At 36.1% G+C, this 20,619-nt stretch carries 18 protein-coding genes; 7 read left to right on the top strand and 11 right to left on the bottom strand.

Going from position 1 to position 20,619, the window contains the following annotated elements; genetic code table 11:
* Nucleotides 1–57: 57 nt before the first annotated feature.
* Nucleotides 58–606 carry a DJ-1 family glyoxalase III gene (locus A8L32_RS06600; protein WP_066629345.1) on the top strand — a complete coding sequence of 183 codons (549 nt, stop codon included), beginning with the start codon at nucleotides 58–60 and terminating at the stop codon, nucleotides 604–606.
* 57 nt (nucleotides 607–663) lie between these two features.
* Here A8L32_RS06600 and A8L32_RS06595 read toward each other — a convergent pair whose 3' ends face one another.
* A complete protein-coding gene (locus tag A8L32_RS06595; RefSeq protein ID WP_158027205.1) occupies nucleotides 664–1,197 on the bottom strand; it encodes a DUF4251 domain-containing protein in 534 nt (177 codons plus the stop codon).
* Nucleotides 1,198–1,303: 106 nt separating this feature from the next.
* Entirely contained in the window at nucleotides 1,304–2,410 is a 1,107-nt protein-coding gene (locus A8L32_RS06590) for a hypothetical protein (protein ID WP_066629291.1), read from the bottom strand.
* 169 nt (nucleotides 2,411–2,579) lie between these two features.
* Here A8L32_RS06590 and A8L32_RS06585 point away from each other — a divergent pair, with 169 nt between their 5' ends.
* The 6 genes from A8L32_RS06585 (at nucleotide 2,580) to A8L32_RS06560 (ending at nucleotide 9,214) form a co-directional block, all read left to right on the top strand.
* A complete protein-coding gene (locus A8L32_RS06585) occupies nucleotides 2,580–2,762 on the top strand; it encodes a hypothetical protein (protein ID WP_066629279.1) in 183 nt (60 codons plus the stop codon).
* 92 nt (nucleotides 2,763–2,854) lie between these two features.
* Nucleotides 2,855–4,723 (top strand): ABC-F family ATP-binding cassette domain-containing protein, encoded by a 1,869-nt coding sequence (locus A8L32_RS06580; RefSeq protein WP_066629276.1) that lies wholly within the window; start codon nucleotides 2,855–2,857, stop codon nucleotides 4,721–4,723.
* A gap of 397 nt (nucleotides 4,724–5,120) precedes the next feature.
* Nucleotides 5,121–6,017 carry a prephenate dehydratase gene (locus A8L32_RS06575; protein ID WP_066629273.1) on the top strand — a complete coding sequence of 299 codons (897 nt, stop codon included), beginning with the start codon at nucleotides 5,121–5,123 and terminating at the stop codon, nucleotides 6,015–6,017.
* A 2-nt stretch (nucleotides 6,018–6,019) separates the two neighbouring features.
* On the top strand, nucleotides 6,020–7,189 hold the full coding sequence (locus A8L32_RS06570) for a pyridoxal phosphate-dependent aminotransferase (RefSeq protein ID WP_066629266.1): 1,170 nt from the start codon (nucleotides 6,020–6,022) through the stop codon (nucleotides 7,187–7,189).
* Between the two features lie 72 nt (nucleotides 7,190–7,261).
* The gene (locus A8L32_RS06565; RefSeq protein ID WP_066629263.1) at nucleotides 7,262–8,341 is read left to right on the top strand and encodes a bifunctional 3-deoxy-7-phosphoheptulonate synthase/chorismate mutase type II; all 1,080 of its coding nucleotides are present in this window, start codon (nucleotides 7,262–7,264) and stop codon (nucleotides 8,339–8,341) included.
* Nucleotides 8,342–8,437: 96 nt separating this feature from the next.
* Nucleotides 8,438–9,214, top strand: a complete 777-nt coding sequence (locus A8L32_RS06560) for a prephenate dehydrogenase/arogenate dehydrogenase family protein (protein WP_066629258.1) — start codon at nucleotides 8,438–8,440, stop codon at nucleotides 9,212–9,214.
* A gap of 32 nt (nucleotides 9,215–9,246) precedes the next feature.
* Here the strand turns inward: A8L32_RS06560 and A8L32_RS06555 are convergent, their stop codons facing one another.
* From A8L32_RS06555 to A8L32_RS06515, 9 genes are all read right to left on the bottom strand, one after another.
* Nucleotides 9,247–10,008: a T9SS type A sorting domain-containing protein gene (locus A8L32_RS06555; protein WP_066629255.1), complete on the bottom strand. Its 762-nt coding sequence runs from the start codon at nucleotides 10,006–10,008 to the stop codon at nucleotides 9,247–9,249.
* A gap of 201 nt (nucleotides 10,009–10,209) precedes the next feature.
* Nucleotides 10,210–11,646, bottom strand: a complete 1,437-nt coding sequence (locus A8L32_RS06550; RefSeq protein ID WP_233145463.1) for a TrkH family potassium uptake protein — start codon at nucleotides 11,644–11,646, stop codon at nucleotides 10,210–10,212.
* A 288-nt stretch (nucleotides 11,647–11,934) separates the two neighbouring features.
* The gene (gene trkA / locus A8L32_RS06545; protein WP_066629247.1) at nucleotides 11,935–13,275 is read right to left on the bottom strand and encodes a Trk system potassium transporter TrkA; all 1,341 of its coding nucleotides are present in this window, start codon (nucleotides 13,273–13,275) and stop codon (nucleotides 11,935–11,937) included.
* 162 nt (nucleotides 13,276–13,437) lie between these two features.
* On the bottom strand, nucleotides 13,438–15,477 hold the full coding sequence (locus A8L32_RS06540; RefSeq protein ID WP_071797453.1) for a ComEC/Rec2 family competence protein: 2,040 nt from the start codon (nucleotides 15,475–15,477) through the stop codon (nucleotides 13,438–13,440).
* A 100-nt stretch (nucleotides 15,478–15,577) separates the two neighbouring features.
* Nucleotides 15,578–15,967, bottom strand: a complete 390-nt coding sequence (locus A8L32_RS06535) for an SRPBCC domain-containing protein (protein ID WP_066629242.1) — start codon at nucleotides 15,965–15,967, stop codon at nucleotides 15,578–15,580.
* 196 nt (nucleotides 15,968–16,163) lie between these two features.
* Nucleotides 16,164–17,363 (bottom strand): C1 family peptidase, encoded by a 1,200-nt coding sequence (locus A8L32_RS06530; RefSeq protein ID WP_066629240.1) that lies wholly within the window; start codon nucleotides 17,361–17,363, stop codon nucleotides 16,164–16,166.
* Between the two features lie 248 nt (nucleotides 17,364–17,611).
* Nucleotides 17,612–18,676, bottom strand: coding sequence for an AMP-binding protein (locus tag A8L32_RS06525; RefSeq protein WP_066629237.1), 1,065 nt, complete (start codon nucleotides 18,674–18,676; stop codon nucleotides 17,612–17,614).
* On the bottom strand, nucleotides 18,658–19,701 hold the full coding sequence (locus tag A8L32_RS06520) for an o-succinylbenzoate synthase (protein ID WP_066629234.1): 1,044 nt from the start codon (nucleotides 19,699–19,701) through the stop codon (nucleotides 18,658–18,660). Before A8L32_RS06520 ends, A8L32_RS06525 begins: the two co-directional genes overlap by 19 nt.
* A 15-nt stretch (nucleotides 19,702–19,716) precedes the next feature.
* The gene (locus A8L32_RS06515; RefSeq protein ID WP_071797451.1) at nucleotides 19,717–20,619 is read right to left on the bottom strand and encodes a 1,4-dihydroxy-2-naphthoate polyprenyltransferase; all 903 of its coding nucleotides are present in this window, start codon (nucleotides 20,617–20,619) and stop codon (nucleotides 19,717–19,719) included.

Raw genomic sequence — 20,619 nt, 5'->3', positions numbered from 1 at the left:
GATTATAACTACTTCAATTCATACTTTTATACACGTCTTACTCTTAAATAAATAATGATGCAAAACGTATATATATTTCTAGCAAATGGCTTTGAAGAAATTGAAGCTATTACTCCAATTGATGTGCTTCGAAGAGCAGAAATCAATGTAACGACCGTTTCTATTACAGATAGTTTGGAGGTTAAAGGAGCGCATAATATTAAAGTATTAGCTGATGCGATTTACAATAATTGTGACTTTTCAGATGCCGACCTACTTATTTTACCTGGTGGTATGCCAGGAACATTAAATCTGGATAAACACGATGATTTAAAAGAACTGTTGCTAAACTTTTCCAATCAAAACAAACTTATTGGTGCTATTTGCGCTGCACCGCTTGTTTTAGGCGGTCAAGGTATTCTTAAAGATAAAAATGTAACCTGCTATCCTGGTTTTGAGGATAAGTTAATTGGTGCAAAAACTACTGATGCTCCTATTGAAGTGGCCAATAATATAATAACCGCAAAAGGTGTTGGTGCTGCCATGAAATTTGCCTTACAACTGGTCAGCATGCTTAAAGACGAAGAACTAGCTATTAAATTGGCAGATAAAATGGTTATTGAATAACAAATAAAAGAGGGTTTCCATTCATTATGAAAACCCTCTACTTTACATTTCAATAAGTTACTCTTCCTTACCGTCCTCAATCCACTCGCTCACCGAGCCATTATATGAAATACTATTTCTATTATTACTAATAATCGATAATGTAGCGCTACCCGAGCCAAAGACTTCTAAGCTACACGTGTATAGGTCGTTTTTATTACGTAAAACAAAATCCATTTTAACCTTACGTTTCTTTTCATTCACCTCCAGTTTCATATCCTCTATTTCACTTTCGGTATAAAAACCACCTCGTTCACCAGGAGTTACTTGATATGCTCTACCAAAATAAGGCATAGCAATATCTGCATTATCATTATCAATTCTTAAATGATTTGGATTAGAAAATAAATCCACATTTCGATATCCTGAAGGATACGCCCTTTCGGCAACAAACTCTATAGGTTTATTTTTAACCAACTCTACCATCTCTTCAAAGGCCTCTACTTTTTTAAGCTTTCTATCGGCCTTCTTACTATCTGACTTTTGCCCAGCAATTACGGTACCACAAGCAAACAGCATTATCACAAAAGAAAACTTTATTAACTTAACCATATCTATTAATTTTAGAGGTTCGATTAAAATTAATTCAAATCTCATGCCATAAATATTACAGGGCTTAAATCTATTACCTATAAAACTTAAAATAACAACCTATCTATTATTCAAATACAGAATTTTCAACTTCAATTTTAGTATCACTATGCATCGAAATTTGAGGATACGTAGGATACCAAGAGCCTCCTATATTATTACTTACAATTGAATTCTCAATAATAATGTTTCCCGAATGATTGTTGGTCACAAAGAAAATTGCAGAACCATGTGTATTTACTTCATTGTGCTCCAGTTTACATCCCAACACTCTTAATGTCATCATATTCCCATCATTATAAATAGCTCCGCCACTTCCCCCTCCAAGAGTACCTGGTTGTTTCGGATTGCCACCTATACCAATGGCTTTATTATGCGAGAAAAAACAATTAACAAACGTCCAGGACACACCAATACTACTTACAGCTCCTCCATTAGCTCCTATATTTCCATATCCATCAGCTCCACCAAAAGTTGAGTTTACAACGTAAACTGGTTTGTTCTGATACTGACTAAAAACACGAACAGCTCCTCCTCCCACATCGGGACCCTTATCAATACACCTATTATTGAAAAAGCGACAATTAACTATTTTAAATCGGCCACCTCTTACCCAAACTGCTCCTCCTCCATCATATTCACTCTCAGAAACTGAATTACCATCAGCAAGCGTTATGTTTTGAATAGTTAAACGTGGATGATCTTGATCCTGACAATGAGCAGTAGTCCATGTTTGATTTTTATCGCAAGTGTTCATGTACAAAATTCGTCTTTTCCCCATGCCACTTAAGGTAACCAATCCTCCTCCATCAATTACTACATCCGGTTTAGCTCCATTAAATACCTTGGCAGTTTCTGTCATTTCAATAGTAAATGGCTTTGCCCCACCATTAAAAACGATTCGACCACCAAGTGCTATAGCATTTACTAACTTCTCACAAGTACAACTCTCTGGCGTTCCATCTCCAATGATAAAATCAGGTTCCGATACATCTTCCAAACCAGCCTCCTGTGGTATAAAGTAATTTCCATCGGGATAACCAGCAGCAGGACCATTTTCAGGATTTTTCAACGGATTAAAAATTTCATCACCTGCTCCTTCTTCCTCAGAACAACTTGACAAAAGAAAACTTAAGCAGAATAAAAAAAACAAAATACGACAAGGTAAATACATCAATATATTTTTTGAATTTCAATAAGAGTTCCAAGGCTAACATCATTACGTTTACACCTCAAAAATATTGCAATAATGATGATAATACTTAAGTGATTAATTTAGATATGACCTCCATACAATAAATCAAAACCTTTAGTTACTTTTGCCTAAATTTGAAGTAGTCACCATGAATAGTAATTTTTCTAAAAAGTGCTTTGTTTGCGAAAAAGAGTTGGAGAAGATTGAAAGCAAAAACAAAGTAACTAATCTACCGGTTTGTAAACAATGCAAAGGTACAGATAAGGAAAAAGTAAAAGAGCAAGAAGTATTAGACTCTTTAGCCGATGGCTTTGTGTGTGGCTGCATTTAAACTGTTATCAATTAACGGTTATCAATTATCATTTAAATCTTGTTTTTAGCTAACAATTGTTTGCTGAAAACTGATTACTGAAAACTGAAAACATGAATTACTTATCTGTAGAAAACCTGACCCATCATTGGGGCGATATAAGATTGTTTGACGACCTCAATTTTGGCGTTTCTGAAGGACAAAAAATTGGTTTAATTGCTCGTAACGGAACAGGAAAAACTACGCTATTAAATATACTTGCACACGTACTTCCTAACGAAAGCGGTCTAATTACATATCGCAAAGGGATATCTGTAGGCTATTTACCTCAAATTCCTCAATTAGACGATAATCATTCAGTAATAGAAGAAATTTTTGCTTCGGATAATCCTCAGGTAATTGCTATTAAAGCCTACGAAAAAGCTTTAGCTGATGAAAACCATGAGGAACTGGGACATTTAATTGAAGAGCTGGATAAACTTAATGCTTGGGATTTTGAATCGAGGATTAAGCAAATCCTTACTGAGTTAAAAATCACGAATTTCGACCAGCAAATAAGTCAACTTTCGGGTGGACAAAAAAAGAGAGTTGCACTGGCCAACATATTAATTAACGAGCCACAATTTCTTATTTTAGACGAGCCTACCAACCACCTCGATTTAGAGATGATTGAGTGGCTAGAGGCTTATCTAGAAAGATCGAAGTGCACCTTAATAATGGTTACTCACGATAGATATTTTCTGGATCGTGTGTGTAACGAAATCATTGAGCTAGCTGACCAAACCCTTTATCCCTACAAAGGGAACTATCAGTTTTTCCTTGAAAAAAGAGAAGAACGTATTCAGAACCATAACGCCCAGGTGGAGAAGGCAAAAAACCTACTCAAAACTGAGCAAGATTGGATGAACAGAATGCCTCAGGCAAGGGCTACAAAAGCTAAATATAGAATTGATGCTTTTCATGATTTAAAAAAGAAAGCAAACAGCGGTCTTCAAGAACAAACCATGAACTTGGATATCAAATCTGCTCGCTTAGGAAAGAAAATTATAGAATGCCACAATGTATGTAAGGCCTTTGGAGAACTTAAAATACTGGATGATTTTAATTACAAATTTGCACAAGGCGAAAAAGTAGGAATCATCGGTAAAAATGGGACAGGTAAATCTACTTTTTTAAATACCATTACTGGAGCCTTAAAACCTGATACGGGATACCTTGAAACAGGAGAAACTGTAGTTGTTGGCTATTATCGTCAGTCAGGAATGAATATTGACCCTAGCAAGCGAGTACTCGATGTGATTGCTGACATTTCGGAGAATATCACTGTTGGCTCTGGTAGCTCCATGAGCCCTGCTCAATTTCTGCGTCATTTTTTATTTACCAACGAAATGCACCATGTACAGGTGGATAAGTTAAGTGGTGGAGAAAAGAAACGTTTATACTTAATGACTGTATTAATGAAGAACCCTAACTTCTTGATACTGGATGAGCCTACCAACGACCTGGATATCTTCACTCTCAACCTACTCGAAGAATACCTACAAAACTTCAAAGGTTGTGTTGTCATTGTTTCGCACGATAGATACTTTATGGATAAAATAGTAGACCATCTGTTTGTATTCGAAGGACAAGGGGTCATCCAAGATTTCCCTGGTAACTACACCATTTACCACGATTTTAAATTAGAAGAAGAGAAAGAACTAAAGAAGGTTGTCAAGGTAAAAAAGGAACCTACTATAAAAGCTGTGCCTGCTAAAGATAAACCTCGAAAGTTATCTTTTAAAGAAAAAAAGGAAATGGAAGAGCTGGAGCAAGCTATGGAAGATTTAAATTCTGAAAAATCTGAAATAGAAGAAGCCTTAAATTCTGGCGCCTTGGATGCGGATGCATTAACTGAAAAATCGAAACGCATAAGCGAGGTAATCGATTTATTAGATGAAAAGGAAATGCGTTGGCTTGAGCTAAGTGAGATTGGAGGGTAAATTACTGTAAAGGATGAGCTCATAATTGACGCATGATAAACATCAGTGCATAAATGAATAAATATACAATAATGCCTTAAGCAATAAATTATCATTAAAAACAAGGTATTACTTGCAATCTATCAGCACCGCATCTTAAAAAATAATTAATTTTAGTACAAATATTTTTGTTGCGTACATTTTTATACTACATTTGCCATCAGTTTAAAAAGAAACAAATGACCCATTTTACATTTTTTTATAGCTTTTATTTTTACTTTTTTGGATTCTGTAATCAAAAAGAGGTGGGTTTATAGTATATAAAATTTGAAAAAATTTAAAGTCCCACCTAGTACAGGTGGGACTTTTTTATTTTATAGCAATTCCGTTCATTCGGAAGCAGTTAACAAGAGTAAACATGAAGAAAGTAGCGATTCAAGGAGGAGGTGGTTCAAACCACGAAATTGCGGCCAAAGCATATTTCGAAACAAATGACATTGAAACCGTTCAGTGCGATTCATTTGAAGTGCTGTTTGAAACGCTAAGGCAGGATAATTCTATTTATGGTATTATTGCCATCGAAAACACTTTGGTAGGAAGCATTCTTCAAAATTACACTTTACTTAAGGACTCTGGATTGGTAGTTATTGGCGAATACAAACTACGTATTAAGCACCAACTATTGGCTTTACCAGGACAAACCATAGAAGATATTACCGAAGTACATTCGCACCCTATGGCTTTGGCTCAGTGTAGAGAGTTTTTTAAGGAATATCCGCATATTAAAATGATTTCGCGAGATGACACTGCCCTAAGCGGAAAGTGGATTCAGGATAATCAGCTAAAAGGAATGGCTGCCATTGCACCAGAATTAGCTGCTGAAAAATACGATTTAGAAATTATTGCTAAAGATATTGAGACCAATAAAAGAAACTTTACCCGTTTCTTAATTATCTCAGACAAAGGAAAAACAGAAGTGGAGGATTTATTGATTCAAAATAAGGTTAATAAATCATCTGTAGTTTTTGCCTTACCACATGCCGAAGGAAGTCTTTCGAAAGTACTTTCAATATTGGCATTTTATAATATCAACCTATCTAAAATACAATCGCTTCCTGTTGTTGGTCGCGAGTGGGAATACTTATTTTATATAGACTTGGTGTTTGAAGATTACAATCGTTATCTACAGTCATTGGATGCTATTCGTCCTTTGACTAAAAACCTAAAAAGCTTAGGTGAATATCACGTAGGCAAACGGTCATTTGACACGGTAAGCAACGATAACAAACCTCTTTCAGAACAAAAAACATTTTAAGCATGTCCATACAGCCAGCAAATCGCATCAGCGAAGTAAAGGAATACTACTTCTCAAAAAAATTGAGAGAAATAGATGAGATGCGTCAACAAGGTATGCAAATTATCAATTTGGGCATCGGAAATCCTGATAGACCACCACATCCAGAAGTATTAGAGGAGCTTAACAAAGCATCTTCAGCAAAAGGTAATCATGGCTACCAAAGTTACATTGGTATTCCTGAGTTAAGAAATGCTTTTTCTGAGTGGTATAAAACATACTTTCAAATAGATTTAGATCCTGCCAAAGAAATATTGCCATTAATGGGATCAAAGGAAGGCATCATGCATATTTCTATGGCCTTTTTAAATAAGGGCGATCAAGTATTAGTTCCCAATCCTGGCTATCCTACTTACGCTTCTGTTTCTAATTTAGTAGAAGCTGAGATGGTAACCTACGATTTAGAAGAAGAATTAAATTGGCAGCCTGATTTTGATAAGTTGGAAAAAATGGACTTATCAAAGGTAAAGCTAATGTGGGTGAATTACCCTAACATGCCTACTGGCGCCAATGCAACTTTAGAGCTTTTTGAAAAACTAGTCGCTTTTGGTAAAAAGCACGACATTCTTATTTGTAATGATAATCCTTATAGCTTCATCTTAAATGATAATCCTTTAAGTATTTTCAGAATTGAAGGAGCAAAAGATATTTGCATCGAGTTAAACTCTTTGAGCAAATCGCATAACATGGCTGGATGGCGCGTGGGAATGATTGCTGCTAACCCGGACTTTGTACAGTATATATTACGTGTAAAAAGTAATATGGATAGCGGCATGTTTAAACCTTTGCAATTAGCAGCGGTAAAAGCTTTAAGTTTAGATAAAAGCTGGTATGCTGAAGTAAACAAAGAATATTATGAGCGAAGAGAATTGGTTTGGGAAATTATGGATATGCTAGACTGCAAGTACGATAAAACTCAATCGGGCATGTTTATATGGGCTAAAATTCCTGAGCAAACCGAATCTGCCGAAAAACTATCGGATATTATTTTAAATGATGCGCATGTATTTATTACACCTGGCAGCATTTTTGGTAAGCAAGGAGAACGATACATTAGAATATCGTTGTGTTCCACGCAAGCCGTTTTAAAAGAATCGATAGAGAAAATAAAAAATAGCTTAGTATTAAAATAACGTGACTTTAAGTGATGGAGCACTTTCACGATAAGTCATCATCCTTTAGAGAGAACAAAAAAACGCAATAAGATGGTAAAATTAGACCTTGAAAAAATTAGCCTTCCTGGACTTGAAGTAGTTCGTCCTTGGATGATTGCAGGCCCATGTAGCGCCGAAACAGAAGAGCAAGTATTAGATACTGCGACTCAATTATCAGAAGCTGGATTTAAAATTTTTAGAGCTGGTATCTGGAAACCAAGAACTCGTCCAGGAGCTTTTGAAGGTGTAGGAACCATTGGCTTACCTTGGCTTAAAAAAGTAAAGGAAAAAACAGGCATGTTTGTTGGAACTGAAGTAGCCAATGCTCATCACGTTTTTGAAGCTATCAAACATGGTATCGATATTTTATGGGTAGGTGCTCGTACAACTGCTAACCCTTTTGCAGTGCAAGAAATTGCTGATGCGCTTAAAGGCACAGATATTCCTGTATTAGTAAAGAACCCTGTTAACCCAGATTTAGAGCTTTGGATTGGTGCTTTAGAAAGAATTAATCAAGCGGGTATTAAAAAATTAGCGGCTATCCATAGAGGATTTTCTACTTACGACAAAACTAAATATCGTAATCACCCACAGTGGCAAATTCCAATTGAATTAAAGCGTCGTTGTCCTGAGTTACCAATCATTTGTGACCCATCTCACATCAGCGGTAAAGCGGAGTTGATTTACGAAATTTCTCAAGAAGCGATGGATTTAGGTTTTGATGGTTTATTGGTTGAATCGCACCGTTGTCCAGAAAAAGCATGGAGTGATGCTAGCCAACAAGTAACACCAACTGAGCTTAAAGAAATTACAGATAAAATTGTTCTTCGCGAGCCTCAAATTGGAGAGAAACCAAGGGTTACTTTAGATGAGCTTCGTCAGGAGATTGACAAGTTAGATACGGATGTATTAGAAACACTTCAGAGAAGAATGGAAATTTCTGAGGCCATTGGTACTTACAAAAAAGAGAATAACATTACCATTTTACAAACACGTCGTTACGATGAAATCATGAATAATCGTAAAGAACGTGGTGCTAAACTGGGATTATCAGATGAGTTCTTAGTGAAATTATTCGAAAGCATTCACGAAGAATCTGTTACTCGTCAGAATAAAATAATGAATCAATAATAAATTAGTATCAAGACATAAGACACAAGTATCAAGACTACTACGATAGTTTTGATACTTGATACTTGATACTTGATACTTGATACTTGATACGAAATGAAGATCTGTATATTGGGTGCTGGTAAAATGGGCACATGGCTTACTGACGCACTTTGCTTAGACCATGAAGTGGCTATTTACGACCCAAACCTTGAAAAGCTGAAGTATATTTTTAATACACAACGCTTAACAAAATTGGAAGAAATTACTGAGTTTGCTCCTGAACTATTAATTAATGCGGTTACTTTAAAGTATACCATAGCTGCTTTCGATGAAGTAATTCCTTACCTTCCTAAAAGCTGTATTATTTCAGATATTTCTTCGGTAAAAACAGATTTTCAAACGTATTATGAAGGAACAGGCATGCGCTATGTTTCTACCCACCCTATGTTTGGACCTACCTTTGGTAACCTAAAATCATTGCGTGAGCACCATGCCATCATCATCTCACAAGGCGACCACTTAGGCAAAGCTTTTTTTAAGGATTTCTTTTTATCTCTGGGATTAAATATTCATGAGTATAGTTTTATTGAGCACGATGAAACTATTGCATACTCTTTATCCATCCCGTTTTCATCATCATTGGTTTTTGCCTCTTGCATGAAGAAACAAGATGCGCCAGGAACCACATTCAGCAAACATCTTGATATTGCTAAAGGTTTGTTAAGTGAAGATGATTATCTACTATCTGAAATTCTATTCAACCCATTTTCGGGTGGTCAGGTTGAAAGTATTAGGCTAAAACTTAAAGAACTCTTATCGATTATTGAAGATAAGGACACCAACAGAATGAAAGCCTTTTTAGCTGAAGTAAGAGAAAATATAAAGGAGTAAGATCATATGCCCTTGTAATACACAGGGGCTTATTACAACTTTAATATTTTAAAACTCCTATCAGCCACTTTCACATAATAGATACCTGACGAAAAGCCGCTAACATCAATTACATTTTTGACATTACACGTTTTATCCAGATAAACTACACTCCCCGAAATATCAACGATTGTGATATCCACCAAAGTCTCCAAACTAGTCATATTTAAATCTACATTTATATAATTACGTGTAGGATTAGGGTATACTTGTATAGAACTTAATTCTAACATAGATTTTTCTGAATTCCTCTTATATCTTGCTAGATAGGAAACGTCTGACTCCACCGGCTTAACCTCTTTACTCCAACCAATAAAAGTATAACCGTGTTTACTGGGAACTTTAGGAGCTACAGGACTATGACCAAAATTAACCCTATCTTCTTTTAATACAGAAAAGCCATCATCATCAAAAAATGTTACAGTAAATTCTTCCTTATGTAGTTGAACGTTTTTTACGATATCCTTATCTTTTAACCTAATCGTTAACTTCTGACTTTCGTAGCCTTGTGCAGTAACAATAAATTGATATCGACCTGTAGGTAAATTATTTACTTCAAAATTTTGCCCAGCTTCAATATAAAACTCTTCCTCATTAAATGAAACCGTATAATCCTCTAGACTATTCTGAAGCAATACATCTATTTTAATGCTATAATTAGCTGGTAATTTTGTCTGAGCAAAAGAGCCTAGTGCTAGAGTTATCATCAACAGCATAACTCCAAGCTGCTTTAAAAATTTACTTAAGTTCTTCATAGAGCTATTATTAAATTACACCTTTTTAATAAAAGATATAAATTAGGTGAATTCGTTGCCTAGAGAGTTTAGTTCATGAGCGTATACATCAATAAACGCGCCATAAAATAAGAATATTGCTTGCTCCATATATTCTATACTTTAAAGCACGGGCTTACATCTCTATTAAAGAACTTAATAGAACCTACCTAAGAAATTTATTTAATTTTTCCAGAAATGAGGTGAGAATAATAATACAACGGTAAAAATCTCTAAACGGCCAATAAGCATTAAGAAACTTAAAAACCACTTACCAAAATCAGGAATATGAGCAAAGTTTGCAGCTGGGCCAACCTCTCCTAAACCAGGACCAATATTACCAATACATGTAGCAACGGCACCCAAGGAAGTATTTAAGTCGTACCCCATAAACGACATGATAATCATACTCACACCTACTATTAGCATGTATATAACAATAAATGCCAATACATTAGTAATGATGGTAGGAGAAACTGCCTTTGAGTTAAAGCGAACTGGAATAACTGCATTGGGATGAATTAAACGTTTCAGCTCGAAATAGGCATTTTTTAATAATAGTACTATACGTACCACTTTAATTCCACCACCTGTAGAACCCGCACTACCACCTATAAACATTAACATAAACATGATGATACTTAAGGTAGGAAACCAGACCAGATAATCTGCCGTTGCATATCCCGTAGTTGTAATTAAGGAAACCACTTGAAATAAGGCATCTCTAACAGCTTGCTCAACGTTATTTACATCACCAGAGAAATATAATACGCCAGCCACCAACACAGAAACCAAAATCACAAAACCAAAATAATACCTGAATTCCTCATCCTTAAAAACCTTGCGCACTCTACCATGAAGTGCATTGTAGGAAAGGGTAAAGTTAGCACCCGCAATAAACATAAAGATGATAATAATGTATTGCGTGTACGGCGAAGTATAAGCAGCTACACTAGCTTGTTTGGTTGAGTATCCTCCCGTGGCCATAGTGGTGAATGAATGGCAGATAGCGTCAAATAAATTCATCTCTCCTACCCAAAGCAATAAGGTTTCTACTACCGTATATAACACATAAATTACCCAAAGACGTTTAGCCGTATCTGCAATTCTTGGGCTCAGTTTTTCAGCCACAGGACCAGGAACTTCGGCAACAAACAGCTGCATTCCTCCCACTCCCAACAAAGGTAAAATGGCTAGCGAGAATACGATAATACCCATTCCTCCAAGCCATTGAATAAGGCTTCTCCAAAACAGTATTCCATGTGGTAGCGCCTCAATATCATTTAAAATAGAAGAACCTGTTGTAGTAAAACCAGACATGGTTTCAAAAAAGGCATCGGTAAACGAAGGTATTGCTCCACTTAAATAAAACGGTAACAATCCAAAAAATGAAAAAACTACCCAAACCATTGATACAATGATGTATCCTTCTCGTTTACCTAGATTTTTTTCGGCTTTATAATTTGTGGCACTTAGCACTCCTCCAATAGAAATACAAATTAATGCTGACCATAAAAAGTATGGCAAATCATATTCACCATAGATGGCAGCCACCACAGACGAAAGTAACATAAATGCACCTTCAACAACCAGAAGTAGTCCCATTATTAGCAGGACCATACGACCATTTATCATACAAAAGGATAGTTTTAAAGCTGCAAATTTACTCCGCTATTTTACTTTTGCAAAATAATTGCTGCTTAAACCAGAATTCATTTTTTTAAACCACAGAGGAACACAGAGATAATCACCGAAATGCGCACAGAGTTTTATTTACACAGTTTTGGCGCCGCAAAAACACCTTTGCGAGTTTAGCGTATTCTTAAAAGCACTTTGGTTTGATTACAACTTAACAAAATTTCACTTCAAGACATAGAATATCAAAACAATACTCTGCGTAAAATTTTCTTACAAAAACATCTTCTCTATTTTTCTGATTCCAGATGGCATGGCAAACACCACCACTTTATCATTGGGTATAATTTGTGTATTACCTGTGGCAATAATGGTAGTACCGTTTCTGATGATACCGCCTACATTAACATCCTTAGGTAGTTTTAAATCTCCTAAACGTCCCTTAGTAATTTTAGAACCTTCGCCAGCTACCAATTCTAACACCTCAGCATCGGATGCAATTAAACATTTCACATGCGAAACGCGGGCTTTTACTGTATAACGATAGATATAACTTGCAGCTATCAGCTTTTTATTAATCAGGGTTCCAATACCAATATTTTCTGCCAAGTCAATGTAATCCATATTTTCAACCTCGGCAACGGTTTTTCGAACACCCATTTTTTTGGCCAACTGACAAGCCAATATATTAACCTCAGAGTTAGCCGTTACAGCCACAAAGGCATCCATCTTTTTAATACCTTCATCCTTTAATAGCTCCAGGTTTCTACCATCACCATTAATCACCAAGGTATGTTCTAAAGTATCTGCTAACTTGGTACTTTTTTCGCGGTCAATTTCAATCAGCTTAATATTGTATCCATCCTCCAAACGTTGCGATACCTTTTTACCAATACGGCTACCTCCCAGAATCATCACATTTTTTACATCAAAATGCTCTTTGCCTGCATCCTGCATCACCTGCTTAGTGCCCTCTGGCGTAGTTAATATATACGCTAAATCGTTATGGCGAAAAGATTCGTTACCTCGCGGAATTATGGTTTCGGCATTTCTACTTATGGCAACAGTATTGTACAATTTAGTATGGTGCATCTCTGCCACCTCTGCCAATGTTTTATTAACGATTGGCGCATTATCTCTAATTTTTATAGCGTAAAGTATCAGCTTACCATCCGAAAAATCTATTTGCTGACGAATACCCACTCGCTTTAAGGAAGTAGCAATTTCTTTGGCAGCCAGTTGCTCTGGATAAATTAACTCATCTACACCCAACTGCTTAAAGAACTCTTTATTTTCGGGCAATAAATATTCGTAATTATTGATGCGGGCAATAGTAACTTTGGCACCCAATTTCTTGGCCAAAATTGCCGACATGATACTTAACTCCTCATATGGCGGAACGGCAATAAACAAGTCGCATGCCGAAACATTAGCTTGTTTTAAATCCTCAATAGAAGAAACCGACCCTACAATAGTCATTAAATCAAAATGAGCGTCTATTTGTCGTAGACGTTCTTCGTCATCATCAATCAAGATAACATCGTGATTGGCATGACACATCATTTTTGCTACGTGTGTTCCAACCTCTCCTGCTCCTGCAATAATAATCCTCATCGCTAATTCTTTTCTTTAAATCGAAATACGAAAACCGTGGCAAATTTAAAAGATAATAATTAAAAATATCTATCCCCACCCATAATTCTTATCAACAGCCTAAAGCCTATGGTTACAATCATTTAACAAGTGACAGATAGATAAGTTTTATTAGATTTTAATTCATCTCCCTTCAAACTTTAATGAAAAAGCACCATGCAGAGATACAAAATGAACTTCTGATTCATAATCCGCCAGTTGCTCTTGCCATTTTAAACTAGCATATCTCGGAAACGAAGAATCAAAAATAATATACTGGTCTGATAACTGCTTCAGTATATTTTCAAGCTGATATTTTTTAATTCCAGCGCTCAGTACAATATAATCAGCTTCCTGAATTATTTCGTAATCCACCACATCACTTACTATTAGTATTCGATAGCCAGCAAATACAATAGGCGTTATTACATCATTCATCACTTCAACCCTATTTAAAGCAGAAGATTCTTGCATCAAAGCAACAGGGAGTATAGCGTATTCAAACTCTTGCTTAGATAAAGAATCTTTTACCCAATAGGTACAGGCACTTTTATTGATTATTGAAACCGCCGTTTTTCCTTTAATTTGATGGACTGTAAATATCTCTTCCTGATATCGCTTAAAGCTTACAGCAGATATACAAAAAACACCCACAAAGAAGAATACTAAAGCACGAAACAGATATTTACCTGATTTTAAATGTTGCCAAACAATAAACAAAACAATTGAAACATATAAGATAATTACTTGATAAAACTGAAGTTGAATAGCTGTGAACTTAGCAAACTTTAGATGACTTATCCAGGCAGTTATCTCACTTAAATAATATAATAAGCTCGCCACTGCACCTCCAATCATCTCTACAACCAATGAATCCATTGGAACTAAAACAACTACGATAGCACCCACCAACACAAAGGGTAAAATAGGCACAATCATAACATTGGCCACAATAAACCAAGTAGGAAAATATCCAAATAGATAAATACCAAATGGAACCGTACCAATTTGAACTGCTAATGAAACAGATACTAAAGCCCAAATATATTTGAACCAAGGTGTTGTAAAATAAAATAAGTGATTGATTTGTGGATAAAAATAAACGATGGAAGCTACTGCCAAAAAACTCAACCAAAATCCTGCATGAATGATGGCGAGCGGGTTTATAATTAGAATAATGAAAGCAGCAATAGCCAAAGAGTGATAAATATTGTATTGCTGATTGATTCTTTTGGAGATGACAAATACCGAAAACATTATCGTAGCCCTAAATACGGAAGGTGACATACCTGCAATGGCAGCATACATCCACAAAACGAATATTACAACTAACACCTTTAAAGTGCCTCTATATCCTTTGCCAATCTGACCAACAAAGGCCATTAATAACAGGTAGATAATACCCACATGAAGTCCAGAAACCGATAATACATGAATGGCTCCTGCGCTGGAAAAATTAGCTTTTGTATCGTATTCCAACATGGTTTTATCACCCAGTAATAAAGCATATACTATCCCAAACTCACGTTTATTTAAGTTTAGCTGACGTAATTTCTCTTCTGCTCCTTTACGGATGGAGTAGAAAACTTTTTTAAAACTCCACGAAGACGAATAGAGCATCACATCCCGTGCATCCACAAAACACTGTCCTTTTACCTGACGAATAGCCATGTACCTCGCATATTCAAAGGCATAAGGATTTCCCGTTTCGGTGAAAGCATTAATTTTTGTTTCAAATACCAGCTCATCGCCAGGCAAGAAGAATGGCTTTACACTATCTGCCTTCACATACAATATAGCCTCAAAAAATGTAGTCTGCTTATCCTCAAAAGGCATACACCTAACCAATAGACTTTGCTTTAAACTATCTTCTCTGATGAGTTCTTGTACCTGTGCGTGATAAAGCTTTTGTTGCTCATATAAAGAAGAATTGAAGGCCGAATATTTTGAGTTAGACAGTCCCAATAAGAATACTGCACAGTAAATTACATAACCAACTAAGTTACGGTTGGAGTACTTACGTTTGGGTGTTTTTACTATCAAGCCAATAGCAAGGGGAATAAATAGTATAAGGAGGTAACTAACGGGAAATGGTAGTGGAATAAAAACGGAAACAAATCGGCCTACTAGTAGCGGAATCAACAGCCGAACAAATGGGATAGCACTAAAATTAAATGATTTCATTAATACTGGTTTGATTAAACAGCTTAACCAATATTAACAAAATCATTGACCAAAAACAATAGAACAAAGGTTTTATTCTACTGAATTATAAAACTTTATATTACTCTTGCTCAAAAAACTCTTTAATCGCTCCCAAGTAATAATCATTCCAGCCTTCACATATATCCTCAAAATCTTCCTCGGGAATATTGGTATGCACCAACTCCACCTGACAGTGATTTTTTTGCTGAAATATTTTAATAGTTACAATTGAAGGCTCTGGTTGCTCACCAAAATACCATTGCTGAACCATTTTTTTATTTTCTTCAAACTCCAGGTTCTTACCCACAATATCTCCATCCCATAACGAAAACTCAGAGCCTGGTTCTGTGCTCATCACCGCCTTATAACCCGACCACAATTCTATGGTAAATGGATTAGTTAAAGCCGCATATATATCTTCTATTTCCGCCTTTAGCTTTAAGCGAGTTTTATAGTCTTTATAGTTCATTTTATGATGTTTTCATATACCGAAAAAGCTTAGCTACTTTGTCGTTGGCAAATATAACATCATATCTTATAAACACATATTAAAACCTAAAGTATATCAACAGTATAAAAACAAAAACCGCCTTCGTAAAAACGAAAGCGGCTTTCCCCGTTATCATATATAAGTCGATTGGGTAAATCAATGGTGATGATAACGTTTATTTTATACCTAACTTCTTTTTTAAGTGTTTGGGTAGTGTATTTTTATTAATCATGATGTTCATGGTTTTTAGCATAACAAACGCCTCCGATGCATAAAAATATCCATCGTACTTGTTATTTACATCCCATGAGTTTTTCACTTTGTAATAAGTGGCTCCATTTTGATCTTCCACCAATCCTGTAATGTGCATACCATGATCATCGGTAGAAAGGTAATTATCGAATTGCTCCTGACGCATTTCAGCCGTAATTTCTTTTTCTTTTACCGGAGCATCAAAGCTATACATCATTTTTTCTCGATCTGCTTTAGACATAGCTTCCCACTTTTCGCGCTCAGAACCATCCATTTCTTCAATGTCACTTTCTGGCACAATGGCTAAACCATTTTTAAACGAGAATCCCTTTTCGCTCACATCCGAAGCCCATCCTATAGTATGTCCTTCTTTTAATGTGTTGTGCATAATCTCTTGTAAATCGTCTAAAGAAACATTATAAACCTCACCCCAAACCCAGTTATCAGGCACCTCAAAAATAAATTTTGAGTAATAAGGATGATGTGTAAATGAAGTTAAGATGATATAGTCGTCAGCATTTAAACCCGCTACCTCACTGGCAAATGATTGAGGCGTATGCTCTTTTCCATCATACGTAAAAGTTTCAGGATACTCGCCTAAGTAAGCATCTAAGACACCATTAAATCCATCGTGCCACGCAGAAGATAATTTCCTGTTTTTGTTATCGATAACCGCATCTACATACGACTTTAAAACATGATCCATTTCTCCGTGTACATGTTTTGCTTCGCCATATTGTAAACCGGTGCAAGCTACCTCAGGAGTTAAACCGTAGTTGCGTAACGTATATAAAACATCTTCGAAAGAACCGCCAGCACCAAAATTTAAAGCGCCATGTAAACGCACATATTTTTTTGCTTTATCAGAATAACAGTTTCTTACCACAAACATTTCTGAAAAATCTAAATCTCCTTTTCCCAATTTTTGGGCTTCCGACTCTAAAAATGAGAGCCCTGAAAAACTCCAGCATGTTCCTGAGCGGTATTGATTTTTAACCGAAGTGGCATCTAAATCATAAATCTTTTTGAATTCGTATCCTTCTTTCTTTTCCTCTTGTGCATTGATTGAGCTTAAACCAACAAAGGCCAGCATTACCACGCACATACTTTTAAAATTATTCATCTGTATTAACTCGTTTTCATTTGTCAGATGGAACGCTCATTTAAATTTGACAATCCTTTTTTGAAATTGGATAATCAAATTTACATGTCCGTTTCATACTAAATTATTCATTTTAAACTATCGGAGTGTCCTATAAAAGTGCCTATTGGATTCAATAGAAACCGAATTGCCAAAGGAAATAAATATTGAATTACTTATTTATGACTTTTTTCATGTTTAAGTCTAACAGTCAGGAATGAGTATTTAATTTACTTTAATACCAAGCTATTTTTCAGTACTGCTCGTTTTATCTTTCCTGTATCTGTTAAAGGAAACGCTTGTATTGCGATGATGTCGCGGGGAGTTTCAAATTTACTTAATTCGCTATAATCTAAATCATTTAATTCACTGCTTTCTTCTATAACCAATACCAACTTTTCTCCTAATCGATTATCAGGCACAGCAGAAACAAGAAAGGGTACCATTATTTGCGGAGCTAACTTTGCCTCCACTTCCTCAGGAATAACCTTAACACCTCCCGTGTTAATGATGTTATCATACCTTCCTAAAAACTGAAACTCTTGATCATTCGTTAAGCGAACAATATCGTTGGTTACAATAGTCTGTTCTGAAATATCTGGAGCCATTATTTTTAAACAGCCTCGCTCATCTGTATCAAACTTAACATTAGGCATAGCTTTAAAAGTGGTACTATGCGCACTTATTTTTTTGATAGCGACATGCGAAACCGTTTCTGTCATCCCGTAGGTTTCGTAAAACATGGTGGGAAGACGAAGTAATTCACCCTTTAATTCATTAGAAACAGCCCCTCCACCAATAATTACATTTTTAATTTGTACTGAGAAATCTGCTAAAGAATTAAATACTTGCAGGGGTACCATGGCCAAAAAATCAAGCGATTCTGAAATACCTTTTAAAGGCGTACCACTGGGCTCAACCACCCATAGATTAAAGCCCCCGACAAAAGCTCTAACCAACATCATTTTACCAGCAATATAATTGGCCGAAAGACAAAGCAAGGCCGTTTTTTCCGGAGTAAGGGCAAAATAGTCTATCGTTTTTTTTGCCGAAGCAATCATATGCTTCTTCTCTAACTTAACTTTTTTGGGCTGGCCTGTAGAGCCTGAAGTATGGGCTATAATGTATTCATCTGAAGATACCCATTCCAAAATAAACTGGTACACATCCTTTAGCCATTCTGGGATATCGCTTTGTTTGAGTCCCTTTTCGCAAAACGAGATTAAGTCCTCGCCTTTTCGCAAAACACCATTGAGTCTTATGGATGAATATTTATTTAAGGTAGCTTCCCCCATGAATCCTGATTGTATAAAAGATGTCCGTTTTGCACTTGCAAAGGCGAGGTTATATTATTCGAAAACACCTTACCTGTTCCCAGTCCTTGGGGTAGTTGATTATCCTGAATGGCGGTCCACTGAGCAATGGCATTTAAACCAATATTTGCTTCTAAAGCCGAAGTAGCCCACCACTTAACATCATGCTTCTCGGCAATTTCAACCCATTCTTCCGATGCCTTAAAACCTCCTAACAACGAAGGTTTTAAAATAATATATTGTGGCTTAATAGTCTTTATCAGCTCTTCTTTACGAGAAAATTCGTGAATACCAATTAGTTCTTCATCCAAGGCAATTGACAAAGGAGTTTGGGCACAAAGCTCAGCCATCTTACGCCATTGACCTTGTTTAATAGGTTGCTCTATAGAGTGGATTCCCAATTGACTTAGCTCGGTAAGTTTAGCCCTAGCCTCGTCTGGATGAAATGCGCCATTTGCATCTACTCTAATCTCTATTTCATCTACACTAAACTGTTTTCTGATTTCTTTAATGAGCTCTATTTCTGTATTAAAATCAATGGCGCCCACTTTTATTTTTATGCAATCAAAACCATCTTCCAGCTTTTGCTGAAGCTGCTCCTTCATATAAGAAACATCACCCATCCAAATTAATCCATTGATAGGAATGGCTTTTTTGCCCGATACAAATGCTGAAGGAAAAATGGTTTTAACTCCACCATTTTTCAAATCAAGAAGAGCCATCTCCAAACCAAAACGTATGGCTGGCCAATCTTGTAATGTATGATGATAGCTATCTGCAAATTGATTTATTTCATTGCAAACCTCCTCTAGTTTATCGTCAAAATCTGGACGATCATCTATACTGAGTTTAGGTAGAATAGAGCACTCACCCACCCCTACTACATCAGGCAAAGCTTCCTCAAAAACCTCTATATACCAACTCTCTTTGGTATTTAATACCCCTCGCGAAGTTCCACCTGGAGTGATAAATTCTAAAGTATGTTTTCTGTATTTTGCTTTTAACATATCATCCGTTTTTTGCTAAAATAAAAGCGCTACACCAGATAACAGCACCATAAAAAAAGTAGCTAAGGCTAATTTCTTCAATTCAGGATCAAGTAGTTGTGGTTCTTCATTTTTACGTACAGTACGTAAATTTTTAACCACCAAAATATAAGTAGGTAAAAACAACCATTGCCAGTAGGTATGAAACTGAAAAGCACCATATAACACCATAAAAAGCAGCGCGGTAATCAGCAAAAAATGATGATACTTTTTACCCCATTCACTACCATATTTAACCACTAGGGTATTTTTTCCTGTTTTGGCATCATTTTCTACATCTCTTAAATTATTAAGATTTAAAACACCAGCACTTAAAAGTCCAACGGCAGAAGCAGGCAACAATAACCAAATATCCACAGTTCCTGTATGTAAAAAATAAGTTCCCAATCCACCAGTCAAGCCAAAAAACAGGAACACAAAAATATCGCCCATGCCTTTATAGCCGTATGGATTTTTACCCACGGTATATTTAATGGCAGCAGCAATAGCACCTAAACCCAACAAAAACAAAGCCCATGCTTTAAAGCTCATGGCCTCAAAATTTCCGAAAGAGATTAAAGTAATTCCTGATATGAATGATAAAATAGAAAAAACGATGACAGTACGTTTCATAGCAGCCGTGGATATTTTACCCGACGAAACCATCCTTTCTGGCCCAACGCGCTCTTCGTTATCCGCTCCAGAAACCGCATCTCCATAATCATTAGCCACATTACTCAATACTTGTAAAAGCACGGTAGTTATGATGGCCAAAATACCTACCTGCCACTTGTACGAAAGATGATAAGCGGCTATAAAATTACCCATGAGTATAGATGAAAGAGCCAAAGGAAGGGTGCGTAATCGAAAGGCGCTTATATATGATTTTATTTTAGACAT

Origin of the sequence: Labilibacter marinus (genome assembly GCF_001659685.2) — a bacterium.
Classification (GTDB): Bacteria; Bacteroidota; Bacteroidia; order Bacteroidales; family Marinilabiliaceae; genus Saccharicrinis; species Saccharicrinis marinus.
The sequence above is the reverse complement of the archived record's forward strand: the minus strand, read 5'-3'. Positions and strand labels throughout refer to the sequence as shown.

Coding starts and splice junctions, on each gene's coding strand:
- A8L32_RS06600 (WP_066629345.1), top strand. CDS start 58: ATGCAAAACGTATATATATTTCTAGCAAATGGCTTTGAAGAAATTGAA.
- A8L32_RS06595 (WP_158027205.1), bottom strand. CDS start 1,197: ATGGTTAAGTTAATAAAGTTTTCTTTTGTGATAATGCTGTTTGCTTGT.
- A8L32_RS06590 (WP_066629291.1), bottom strand. CDS start 2,410: ATGTATTTACCTTGTCGTATTTTGTTTTTTTTATTCTGCTTAAGTTTT.
- A8L32_RS06585 (WP_066629279.1), top strand. CDS start 2,580: ATGAATAGTAATTTTTCTAAAAAGTGCTTTGTTTGCGAAAAAGAGTTG.
- A8L32_RS06580 (WP_066629276.1), top strand. CDS start 2,855: ATGAATTACTTATCTGTAGAAAACCTGACCCATCATTGGGGCGATATA.
- A8L32_RS06575 (WP_066629273.1), top strand. CDS start 5,121: ATGAAGAAAGTAGCGATTCAAGGAGGAGGTGGTTCAAACCACGAAATT.
- A8L32_RS06570 (WP_066629266.1), top strand. CDS start 6,020: ATGTCCATACAGCCAGCAAATCGCATCAGCGAAGTAAAGGAATACTAC.
- A8L32_RS06565 (WP_066629263.1), top strand. CDS start 7,262: ATGGTAAAATTAGACCTTGAAAAAATTAGCCTTCCTGGACTTGAAGTA.
- A8L32_RS06560 (WP_066629258.1), top strand. CDS start 8,438: ATGAAGATCTGTATATTGGGTGCTGGTAAAATGGGCACATGGCTTACT.
- A8L32_RS06555 (WP_066629255.1), bottom strand. CDS start 10,008: ATGAAGAACTTAAGTAAATTTTTAAAGCAGCTTGGAGTTATGCTGTTG.
- A8L32_RS06550 (WP_233145463.1), bottom strand. CDS start 11,646: ATGGTCCTGCTAATAATGGGACTACTTCTGGTTGTTGAAGGTGCATTT.
- trkA (WP_066629247.1), bottom strand. CDS start 13,275: ATGAGGATTATTATTGCAGGAGCAGGAGAGGTTGGAACACACGTAGCA.
- A8L32_RS06540 (WP_071797453.1), bottom strand. CDS start 15,477: ATGAAATCATTTAATTTTAGTGCTATCCCATTTGTTCGGCTGTTGATT.
- A8L32_RS06535 (WP_066629242.1), bottom strand. CDS start 15,967: ATGAACTATAAAGACTATAAAACTCGCTTAAAGCTAAAGGCGGAAATA.
- A8L32_RS06530 (WP_066629240.1), bottom strand. CDS start 17,363: ATGAATAATTTTAAAAGTATGTGCGTGGTAATGCTGGCCTTTGTTGGT.
- A8L32_RS06525 (WP_066629237.1), bottom strand. CDS start 18,676: ATGGGGGAAGCTACCTTAAATAAATATTCATCCATAAGACTCAATGGT.
- A8L32_RS06520 (WP_066629234.1), bottom strand. CDS start 19,701: ATGTTAAAAGCAAAATACAGAAAACATACTTTAGAATTTATCACTCCA.
- A8L32_RS06515 (WP_071797451.1), bottom strand. CDS start 20,619: ATGTCTAAAATAAAATCATATATAAGCGCCTTTCGATTACGCACCCTT.